A 9,184-nucleotide genomic window follows, 5' to 3' on the forward strand; every position below is an offset into this window, starting at 1 on the left:
TGGGTGGCGAGCAGGGCCGGCAGGTGAGTGCGGCGAGCGCGGCGCTGTCGGCCGGCGGGTCGCTGCTGGCATCGGAACTCGGCGCGCGGCTGGGGCTGGACGACGCCGGCGTGATCGAGAGCCGCACGCTCGGCGGCAGCGTGCTGGGCGTGGGCAAATACCTGTCGCCACGCGTCTACGTCGGCTTCGGCGTGTCGCTGTTCGGCGGCGGGCAGGTGCTGACGCTGAGGTACCTGATCCGCCGCGGCGTGGACCTGTCGCTGGAGTCGAGCAGCGTGGAAAGCCGCGCATCGCTCAACTACCGCAAGGAACGCTGATCACGCAGCGGCAGCGACATGCGCGCTAGCGTGACTGCGTGTCCACGACGGAGCGACGCCATGAGCAAGCTGCACGGCGACCAGCCACAGGATGAGGAAGTGCGCCACGAACGTGGCGAATTACGAAAGCCGATCGACCGCCACAGCGAGCCCGAACAGGGCGGCACGCTGACGCCGCCGAACGACGGCGACATGCGCGATCTGCGGCGCGATCCCGCCGCGGAACCGCGCACGGAGACGGCACCGACGGGCACGCCGACCGCGGACGGTGGCAACGGTTGAATCAGCAGCCCCGGTGCGAACGCCGCGGCTGCCTCGACACATCAGCGCGCGTGATGCATGCGGTGCGTGCGGTGCGCATGCGTGGCGTGGTAGTGGCCGATAGCGCAACCGATGGCCGCGCCGGCTACGGCATGGTGATGCGCCAGATGGCCCGCAACGCCGCCGACCGCGGCACCCTTGAGGCATCCGCGCGCCTGCACGGTCGGCGTGGCGAAGGTAAAGGCGGTCGCCACCAGAAGTGCGGCGATTGAAGTTTTCATGTCGGGAACCCTCGTCGTATGGACATCGAGCGTTGGCCGCGGCGCGTGAATCATCCGCGATAGCCGGATTACGCATCTGTAATGCTTTGCCTGGCACGACAACGAAAAAAGGCCCGCCGAAGCGGGCCTTTCCGATGCTGCTGCGTGCCTGAATCAGGCGGCGGGCATCTTGGCCTGGATTTCCTTCGCCCGGTCGAGGTGCTTCTGCACGGCGTCGCGCGTGGCCTGCAGATGCTTCTTGATCGCCGCGTCGGTGGCGGCCGGAATCAGCATGCTATCGAGCTTGGTGAGCGCGTCCTGGTGACCGTTGACCATCGCGTCGATGTAGGCCTTCGCATAGGCATCGCCGTCGAGCGCTGCGAGCTGCTGCAGTTCGGCATCGCTCTTGGACTTCATGTCGCTCATCGCGGCCGAATCGGCCGGCGCGCCACCGTTCTTGTCGAGCAGCGCCTTGGTGGCCGCCATGTTCTTGGTGTGGTCCATCTTCATCATGTCGGCAAAGGCAGCGGCGTCGCCCTTGACCTTCTTCGACTTGGCCTGCTCGGCTGCCTTGATCTCGTGGTCGTTCACGAGGTTGAGCAGCGCCAGCGCTTCCTGCTGGGTCGGCGGCGCGGCGGTGGCGGCGGCGGCGTTGTCAGCCGGTGCGCCTGCGGTCGGCGCGCCTGCGGCGGCGGTGGCGGCGTTGGCGGCGTCGGTCGCCGCGGTGTCGGTGGCGGCCGGTGGCGTGGTGTTGGCGCCGCCTGCGGCTTCCTGGTTGCGGTTGCACGCGGCGGTCGCGCAGAGGATGAGGGCGGCCGTGGCCAGGGCGAGCGGGGTCTTCATGTTCATCAGTTCGTCTCCGTCTATGGATACTGCGTCGAGGCGCGAAAGGGGTCAGCCGTGAGGGGCCGGATCGCGACGCTACCCCCGTTCATCGTCAGGTGCCGTGAAGGTGCGGCTGCTTCGCGGGGCCGCAACTCTTGCGCGCCGACAAACGGCGTCGCGGCCGCGCTTCGACGCCGTGGCGGCGCGTTCCGTGCATGTTCCATCAGGCATCCGACGCATCGACGCGACACGCCAGAGTCTTCGTTCGACGCGATCAGCAGACACTGGATCGAGCGCCATGGGTGGCCAAGCCACGGGTCCAGCATCGCGATGTGAACTCCCGACCAAAAGCGTCGAACCGCGCACGCATCAGGTGCCCGTGCAGTCACCGATCGGCTTGTGGCACCGCCGCGCCGCGATAACCAGGTAGTGGTCCTCGGCCCATGGACGATATGTCGACCCAACCGATCGTCGATCGGCCCGAGCGCTTCAGTCAGGTCGATCGGCGTCCCGGTGGTCCACCGCGCTGCAGCGCCTTCATATGACTTGCGCGCGCGTTTGGCCGGCGGCGAAGTTCGATGCGCTTTCCCAACGTCGCGCCCTGACGCGGTGTGCGCAAACAACGTCGGCCGCGGAGTGGATGGTCGGAAGCACCGGACGCGACACGTGTGTACGTCACGCTCCTTCTCCACGTGCGAGCTGCGATCAACGACGTAAGCACCCGCGCAGCACGTGATCGGTACGCAGAGCCTGAACCGTGTCGACCAACGGCGCCCCGGCTGACGCCGGGCTCACGCATCCGCTGGCAGCGTGGGCGCCCGGATCCAACACCGACGGAATGAACCCATGAATGCAATCGAACTCCTCAAGGCGGACCACGACAAGGTGCGTGGCCTCTTCGAACAGCTGAATGACACCACCAATCGCGCCGAGAAGACCCGGACGCAGCTGCTGGAGCAGATCCGCCTGGAGCTCGACGTGCATACGCAGATCGAAGAGGAAATTTTCTATCCGGCGTTCCAGGAAGCGGTCAGCAAGGCCGACGACCAGGCGAGCGTGTTCGAAGCACTCGAGGAACATCGCGCGGCCGGCGAGCTGGTGCTGCCCGACCTGCTGGCCACCGACGTGACCAGTGACCGCTTCACCGGTCGCGCCAAGGTGCTCAGCGAGTTGATCGAGCACCACGCGAAGGAGGAAGAGAAGGACATGTTCAAGACGGCGCGCGAGAAGATGAGCCGTGAACAGCTGGAGACGCTGGGCGCGCAGATGGACGCGCGCAAGAAGCAGCTCATGGCGATGGGCGCCGAGCAGATCGAGATGATCAAGCAGCAGCAGGGCCAGGTCGGCTCCGAGCAGGCGCCGCCGCGTACCTCGTTGCAGTAACTCTGCGCGTTGCGCGATGCAGAACGCCCGCCTCGCGCGGGCGTTCTGCCATGTGCGCTCGGTCGACGCCCGCGTCGGGTCGGCCCTAGGCGACGTGCTCGCGCCGCGCGCGTACCAGATGCACCAGCAGCAGCGAGATCGCCGCGGGCGTCATGCCGGGAATGCGCTGCGCCTGTCCGACCGTCTGCGGCCGCACGCGTTCGAGCTTCTGGCGTACTTCGGAGGACAGCCCGCGCACCCCGGCATAGTCGAAGCCGTCGGCGATCGAGGTGGCCTCGTGTCGGCGCGCACGGTCGATCTCCTCGCGCTGGCGATCCAGATAACCCGCGTATTTCGCGCCGATCTCCACCTGTTCGGCCACCGCCGGATCGGTCACCGCCGGCCCCAGCGCGGGCACGCGCATCAACTGCGCGTAGTCGAGTTCCGGGCGACGCAGCAGATCCAGCACGTTGGACTCGCGGGTGAGTTCGAGATCCAGCGTGGCGGCGAGTTCGCGGCCGAGCGCGTTGCCGGGGCCCGCCCATGTCGACGCCAGGCGCGCGGCCTCGCGCTCGATGGCCGCGCGCTTTGCGTCGAAACGCTGCCAGCGTGCATCGTCCACGAGACCGAGCTCGCGGCCGACGGGCGTGAGTCGCAGGTCGGCGTTGTCCTCGCGAAGTTGCAGGCGGTACTCGGCGCGCGAGGTGAACATGCGATACGGCTCGCGGGTGCCGTGCGTGGTGAGGTCATCCACCAGCACGCCCATGTAGGCCTCGTCGCGGCGCGGCGTCCAGCCTTCCACGCCGCGCACGAAGCGCGCCGCATTGACCCCCGCGATAAGTCCCTGCGCTGCGGCTTCCTCGTAACCGGTGGTGCCGTTGATCTGGCCCGCGAAGAACAGCCCGGCGATCGCCTTGGTTTCCAGCGTGGTCCTGAGGCCGCGCGGATCGAAGAAGTCGTATTCGATCGCGTAGCCCGGGCGCGTGATGTGCGCGCGTTCGAAGCCACGGATCGAACGCACCAGCTCGAGCTGCACGTCGAACGGCAGCGAGGTGCTGATGCCGTTGGGATAGATCTCGGACACGTGCAGCCCTTCGGGCTCGACGAATATCTGGTGGCTGGCCTTTTCGGCGAAACGCACCACCTTGTCCTCGATCGAGGGGCAGTAACGCGGGCCGATGCCTTCGATCTGGCCGGTGTAGAGCGGCGAGCGATCGAGCGCGCCGCGGATGATCTCGTGCGTGCGCTCGGCGGTGTGCGTGATCCAGCACGACACCTGCGCCGGATGGTCGGCGGCCGAACCCATGAAAGACATCACCGGCCGCGGCGCGTCGCCGGGTTGTTCCTCCATCACCGAGTAGTCGAGCGTGCGGCCGTCGATGCGCGGCGGCGTGCCGGTCTTCAGGCGGTCGACCACGAACGGGCCTTCGCGCAGCTTCGACGCGAGCGTCATCGACGGCGGGTCGCCGGCACGACCGGCGGCATACGTCGTCGCGCCGATATGCACCTTGCCGGCGAGGAACGTGCCGGCGGTGAGCACGACCGCGGGCGCGAAGAAGCGCAGGCCCGTCTGCGTGAGCACCGATTCGACGCGGCCGTTGTCGAAGCCGATGTCGTCGACGGCGGCCTGGAACAGCGTGAGGCCGGGCTGCGTTTCCACCGCGCGGCGAATGAAAGCGCGATAGAGCGAGCGATCCGCCTGGCAGCGCGTCGCGCGCACGGCCGGGCCCTTGCTCGCATTGAGGCGACGCCACTGGATGCCGGCAGCATCGGCCGCGCGCGCCATGACACCGCCGAGCGCGTCGATCTCCTTGACGAGGTGGCCCTTGCCGATGCCGCCGATCGCGGGGTTGCAACTCATCGCGCCGACCGTCTCGATCGAATGCGTCAGCAACAGCGTGCGTGCGCCGGCGCGTGCGGACGCGAGCGCAGCCTCGGTGCCGGCATGGCCGCCGCCGATCACGATGACGTCGTAGCGATGGAAGTCGTTGGGCATGGTGGGGATCGTCGACCGCGTGAAGGCGCGGCGTGCGCCATTGTCGCGCAGGGGGCGGGCTGAACAGGCGGCGGTCGAGTGCGTCAGGCGCTGACCGCGGCGGCCGGCGATGGCCGCGCTGCGTCACTTCACGGCGGTCGCCGCGCCGCGCGTTCTGTGACGTGGGTCTGACTTGCGTGGCCCTAACGCCGCAGTGCGGGTCTTGGCACGCATCGTGCAGTTCTCTCCGTGCACCCAGCGGGGCAGGCGCATGCGTCGGCCGGTATTGGAACAGGGGCTGGCCACGCGCCCGCCGGGGAAGCACGAAGGGCCGGATGTCGGGGGACATCCGGCCCTTCATCTTTTCCGGGCGCTTGCAGGGGAGAGCCGGCCCCCGGCGGGGGGCGGAACAGGGGGGATCCGAAGTTCCCCGCCGGGAGCCGACACAGCAGGCTGCAAACGCAACCGCCGCGCGGACGGGCGGTGCGGCGCTACTTTGAGGCTGGCCCGGCTACCCGGCAAGACCTCGCGTCACGCTTTACTGGTCCTGCTCGTTGGACCGACGACCCGCGCGACGGATCACCTGACGCGCCGGCGAGTCACCGTCATCCGAGCGCGGCACCGGGCGCGGCGGGGTGAACTGCGGCGGAGGCTGCGGCATCGCCGGCCGCGGAACCGTGTCGCCCGGGTTGCCGTCGGCGTGGCGCCGACGATTGATCTCGTCCAGATTGCGCCATGGGCCGCCGTCGGGCTGGTGGCCACGGTCGTCACGGTCGCCGTCGTTGTCGGGGCGCGGTCGACGCTGGTGCGGATACCCGTAATAGCCGCCGTAGTACGGATTGCCGTAATAGGGATTGCCGTAGTACGGGTAGCCGTAGCCCGGATAGCCATAGCCGGGGCCGTAGTACGGGCGCCCGTAGTAGCCGCTGCCGCCCCAGATCGAGAAGCCCGGGCGGTACGGCCCGTAGTACGGATCGCCGTAGCCATTGCCGTAGCGGTACTCGACGGACGGCGCACCGTAGTAGTAATCACCCTGCCCGTCGCGATAGCCGTAGGGCGATGTCGTGACACAGCCGGCCAGCAGTGCGGTGGCAGCGAGCGGAACCAGAAGCCTGCGGAACATGTGACACCCCCTGTGGCGGACGATGCAGCATCATCCCGATGCATTGAACTACCGCTTAACTTTTTGCGGTTACAGCATCGTCGCGTGAGTCGTTCAGCCAACGCATACGCGTGGCCGTGCATGTCGACCGTACACACTGGTGCGCTGCAGCGCATTGCTGGTCGGCGATGCGCTTGCGACCATCGCCTGCCATAACCCTGGAACTTCCCATGTCGACCCTGCATCGCGCCTCGGGCCGCACGCGCCTGGGGCTCGCGCTGAGCCTGGTCACCGCCGCGTGCTGGGCCACGCTGCCGGTCGCCTTGAAGGTCACGCTGCAGGCGGTCGATCCACTGACGCTCACCTGGTTCCGCTTCGTCGTCTCCGCGCTGCTCACCGCGGCCTGGCTGGGCGCGCGCGGCCAGCTCGGCGGTTTTGCGGGGCTGGGGCGGCGCCGCTGGGGCCTGCTCGCGATTGCCGCGGTCATGCTGGTCGGCAACTACGTCTTCTACCTCCTGGGCGTGGCGCGCACGTCGCCCGGCAACGCACAGCTGTTGATCCAGCTGGCGCCGCTGCTGATGGCGATCGGCGGCATCCTGGTGTTCGGCGAGCGCTTCCGTGCGGCGCAATGGCTGGGGCTGGCGCTGCTCGCGGCCGGCCTCGGCATGTTCTTCCGTGACCAGCTGGTGCATGTCGATGCACGCGACCACGGAAACGGCGCCTACCTCACCGGCTCGCTGCTGGTGGTGGTCGCCGCCGTGGTGTGGGCGGTCTATGCGCTGGCGCAGAAACAGTTGCTGGTGCGGTTGGGCTCGATGCAGATCCTCGGCGTGATCTATGTCGTGGCGACGCTGCTGCTGTGGCCGTTCGCGCATCCGACGCAACTGTTGCGCCTGGATGGCGTGCAGTGGGCGCTGCTCGCGTTCTGCGCGCTCAACACGGTCGTGGCCTACGGCGCGTTCGCCGAGGCACTGGCGCACTGGGAAGCCTCGCGCGTGTCCGCGGTGATCGCGTTGACGCCGCTGCTGTGCCTGGGCGTGATCGCCGCGGTGCATTCGTGGTGGCCCGCGGTGCTGGCGCCGGAGCCGATGTCGATGCTGGGCTGGATCGGCGCGGCACTGGTCGTGGTCGGCTCGTCGACGGTGAGCCTGCTGGGCCAACGCCGCGCCGCATGACCGCGCGGTAATGCCGGAGGCGCGCGGAAGCTCTACGCTTAGCCGCCCGCCCCAGACGCCCACCGCATGGCCGACCCCGGTTTCGACGATGTCCTCGCCGCCGCCGCGCGCATCGCGCCGCATGCGCATGTCACGCCCGTACTCGACTCGCGCACGATCGATGCACTCGCCGGCGCGTCGCTGCACTTCAAGGCCGAGCACCTGCAGCGCGTCGGCGCGTTCAAGTATCGCGGTGCGTGCAATGCCGTGTGGGGGCTCGACGCCGACGAAGCGCGGCGCGGCGTGGTGACGCATTCCTCGGGCAACCACGGTGCGGCGCTCGCGCTCGCCGCGCGCGGTCGCGGCATCGGCTGCCACGTGGTGGTGCCCGAGGGCGCGGTGGCCGGGAAGCTGGCGGCGATCGAAGCCTACGGCGCCACCCTGCACCGCTGCGCACCCACCATCGCCGCGCGCGAAGCGATGTGTGCGCAGCTGGCCGGCCAACTCGGCGCGCGCATCGTGCATCCGTACACCGATCCGCTGGTGATCGCCGGGCAGGGCACCGCCGCGCTGGAACTTCTCGCTGCGCGACGGCTCGACGCCCTCGTCGTGCCGGTAGGCGGCGGCGGGCTGGCATCGGGCACCGCGCTCGCCATCGCCGGCGCATCGCCGCATACGCAGCTGTTCGTGGCAGAACCCGAGGGCGCCGCCGAAACCGCGGCGTCGCTGGCCACGGGAGAACGCGTTACCGACTTCATGCCCGACACGATCTGCGACGGACTGCGCGGCACGCTGGGCGCCATCAATTTCGAGTTGCTGAAATCACACGGCGCGAAAGCACTGGTGGTGGACGACACTGCAACGCTCGCCGCGATGCTCCTGGTGTGGACACGCATGAAGCAGTTGATCGAGCCGTCGGCCGCCGTCGCGCTGGCGGCGGTGCTCGCCCATCGCGAGCTGTTCGAAGGCCGGCGCGTCGGCATCATCCTGTCCGGTGGCAACGCCGACCTCACTGCACTGGTGAATGCTTGAACACGACGACCGAGCCGCGCCCCTGGCATCGCCATCCCGCGCTGTGGATCGCGCTGTTCGCGATCCTCACCACGCTCCTCTTCCTCGGCATGCGCGGCATCTGGGATCCGGACGAAGGCCGCTACACCAATGTCGCGCTCAACATGCTCGACAGCGGCGACTGGCTGATCCCGCGCCGCAGCTTCGAGGTCGCGCACTGGACAAAGCCGCCGCTCACCTACTGGGCGATTGCGTCGAGCATCGGCGTGTTCGGCAACAACGCGTTCGCCGCCCGCCTGCCATCGGCCATCGCGCACCTGCTGTGCGTGTTGCTGGTCGGATTGATGGGGCGTCGCCTGTCGCCCGGCGCGGGTCCCCGCGCCGCGCTCACCTACGCGACGATGCTCTTTCCGTTCGGTGCGTCGCAGCTGATCACCACCGATTACGTACTCACCGCGACCGAAGTGCTCGCGCTGTGGGGCTTCACCGAAGCGCGCTTCGGGCCCGCGCGTCCGCGCTTCTGGCTGGCGCTGATGTGGGGCGCGTTCGGCCTGGCGTTCCTCACCAAGGGGCCGCCCGGGCTGCTGCCGTTGCTACCGATCGTCCTGTTCGAGATCGCCACCCGGGCGAAAGATCGGCCGACGCTGTTCCAGCCGCTCGGCCTGCTGTTGTTCGCATGCGTCGCCGCGCCCTGGTATATCGCGGTCACGCGCGCCACGCCCGGGCTGATGGGTTACTTCCTCGGCTCCGAAGTGGTCGGCCGCGTGGCGACCGACGAATTCAAGCGCCACGGCGAGTGGTACGGCTGGTTCGTGATCTACGCTCCGACGTTGCTGCTCGGCACGCTGCCGTGGTGGCGCCCCCTGTGGTGCTGGCTGCGCGGGCTGCCGGCGCAGGTGCGCGCGTGGCGCGGCGAC

At 68.8% G+C, this 9,184-nt stretch carries 10 protein-coding genes; 6 read left to right on the forward strand and 4 right to left on the reverse strand.

Going from position 1 to position 9,184, the window contains the following annotated elements:
* Both FW784_RS09960 and FW784_RS09965 read left to right on the forward strand, forming a co-directional pair.
* Window positions 1-317 (forward strand): translocation/assembly module TamB domain-containing protein (locus FW784_RS09960; RefSeq protein ID WP_149353195.1); only part of this gene is annotated, 317 nt, incomplete at its 5' end.
* Between the two features lie 60 nt (window positions 318-377).
* The gene (locus FW784_RS09965) at window positions 378-599 is read left to right on the forward strand and encodes a hypothetical protein (protein WP_149353196.1); all 222 of its coding nucleotides are present in this window, start codon (window positions 378-380) and stop codon (window positions 597-599) included.
* A gap of 41 nt (window positions 600-640) precedes the next feature.
* Here the strand turns inward: FW784_RS09965 and FW784_RS09970 are convergent, their stop codons facing one another.
* Window positions 641-859 carry a hypothetical protein gene (locus FW784_RS09970; protein ID WP_149353197.1) on the reverse strand — a complete coding sequence of 73 codons (219 nt, stop codon included), beginning with the start codon at window positions 857-859 and terminating at the stop codon, window positions 641-643.
* 153 nt (window positions 860-1,012) lie between these two features.
* A complete protein-coding gene (locus FW784_RS09975; RefSeq protein WP_149353198.1) occupies window positions 1,013-1,687 on the reverse strand; it encodes a DUF4142 domain-containing protein in 675 nt (224 codons plus the stop codon).
* 822 nt (window positions 1,688-2,509) lie between these two features.
* On the opposite strand from FW784_RS09975, the gene FW784_RS09980 reads away from it, so the two are divergent.
* Window positions 2,510-3,046, forward strand: coding sequence for a hemerythrin domain-containing protein (locus FW784_RS09980; RefSeq protein WP_149353199.1), 537 nt, complete (start codon window positions 2,510-2,512; stop codon window positions 3,044-3,046).
* A gap of 85 nt (window positions 3,047-3,131) precedes the next feature.
* On the opposite strand, the gene mnmG is transcribed toward FW784_RS09980, so the two are convergent.
* Both mnmG and FW784_RS14765 read right to left on the reverse strand, forming a co-directional pair.
* Window positions 3,132-5,021: a tRNA uridine-5-carboxymethylaminomethyl(34) synthesis enzyme MnmG gene (gene mnmG, locus FW784_RS09985; RefSeq protein ID WP_149353200.1), complete on the reverse strand. Its 1,890-nt coding sequence runs from the start codon at window positions 5,019-5,021 to the stop codon at window positions 3,132-3,134.
* Window positions 5,022-5,538: 517 nt separating this feature from the next.
* Window positions 5,539-6,123, reverse strand: a complete 585-nt coding sequence (locus tag FW784_RS14765; RefSeq protein ID WP_235893643.1) for a hypothetical protein — start codon at window positions 6,121-6,123, stop codon at window positions 5,539-5,541.
* A 209-nt stretch (window positions 6,124-6,332) separates the two neighbouring features.
* Between FW784_RS14765 and FW784_RS09995 the strand changes: the two genes are divergently transcribed.
* The 3 genes from FW784_RS09995 to FW784_RS10005 all read left to right on the forward strand — a co-directional run.
* On the forward strand, window positions 6,333-7,277 hold the full coding sequence (locus tag FW784_RS09995) for a DMT family transporter (RefSeq protein ID WP_149353201.1): 945 nt from the start codon (window positions 6,333-6,335) through the stop codon (window positions 7,275-7,277).
* A gap of 66 nt (window positions 7,278-7,343) precedes the next feature.
* Window positions 7,344-8,288, forward strand: a complete 945-nt coding sequence (locus FW784_RS10000) for a pyridoxal-phosphate dependent enzyme (protein WP_149353202.1) — start codon at window positions 7,344-7,346, stop codon at window positions 8,286-8,288.
* On the forward strand, window positions 8,285-9,184 hold a 900-nt coding region (locus FW784_RS10005), incomplete at its 3' end, for an ArnT family glycosyltransferase (RefSeq protein WP_235893644.1). The genes FW784_RS10000 and FW784_RS10005, both read left to right, overlap by 4 nt.

It is taken from the genome of Cognatilysobacter lacus (assembly GCF_008274655.1).
Classification (GTDB): Bacteria; Pseudomonadota; Gammaproteobacteria; order Xanthomonadales; family Xanthomonadaceae; genus Cognatilysobacter; species Cognatilysobacter lacus.

Bases quoted from the DNA above. Each gene is read 5' to 3' on its own strand.
- FW784_RS10000 (WP_149353202.1), top strand. From the start codon at position 7,344: ATGGCCGACCCCGGTTTCGACGATGTCCTCGCCGCCGCCGCGCGCATC.
- FW784_RS14765 (WP_235893643.1), bottom strand. From the start codon at position 6,123: ATGTTCCGCAGGCTTCTGGTTCCGCTCGCTGCCACCGCACTGCTGGCC.
- FW784_RS09970 (WP_149353197.1), bottom strand. From the start codon at position 859: ATGAAAACTTCAATCGCCGCACTTCTGGTGGCGACCGCCTTTACCTTC.
- FW784_RS09965 (WP_149353196.1), top strand. From the start codon at position 378: ATGAGCAAGCTGCACGGCGACCAGCCACAGGATGAGGAAGTGCGCCAC.
- FW784_RS09975 (WP_149353198.1), bottom strand. From the start codon at position 1,687: ATGAACATGAAGACCCCGCTCGCCCTGGCCACGGCCGCCCTCATCCTC.
- mnmG (WP_149353200.1), bottom strand. From the start codon at position 5,021: ATGCCCAACGACTTCCATCGCTACGACGTCATCGTGATCGGCGGCGGC.
- FW784_RS09995 (WP_149353201.1), top strand. From the start codon at position 6,333: ATGTCGACCCTGCATCGCGCCTCGGGCCGCACGCGCCTGGGGCTCGCG.
- FW784_RS09980 (WP_149353199.1), top strand. From the start codon at position 2,510: ATGAATGCAATCGAACTCCTCAAGGCGGACCACGACAAGGTGCGTGGC.